This window comes from Arthrobacter sp. Soil_C_49 (assembly GCF_057656635.1).
In genome coordinates this window covers 1-262 of record NZ_JBDGJZ010000046.1, presented here as the reverse complement: position 1 = coordinate 262, position 262 = coordinate 1, and the positions used below count along the sequence as shown (strand labels likewise).

Here is a 262-nt window from a genome sequence, read left to right as displayed (position 1 = left end):
GGGATGATGTCGGCGTCGCAGGCGATTTTGCGCAGGGTGGCGGCGGCGACGGGTCCGGTGAACACGAAGTTCCCCGTTCCGGTGCCACTATCGGTGCCCGTGCCGTGACCTGACCGGATGCCCGCCCGGGTGCCGGTGCCACTGTCGGTGCCGGTGGCAGTGCCTGTGCCTGTCCCTGGTGCGGTGTTGTTGTGGTGGGGGAGGAGGTCTTGGTAGTTGATGGTGGCGATGATTTGGGGGCGGTTGCCGCCGGTGGCGGGCA

1 pseudogene is annotated in these 262 nt (G+C 68.3%); it reads right to left on the bottom strand.

Annotated elements, in window-relative coordinates:
• Window positions 1–262: pseudogene (locus AC3A4Z_RS22635) on the bottom strand (HNH endonuclease signature motif containing protein); the annotation flags it as partial.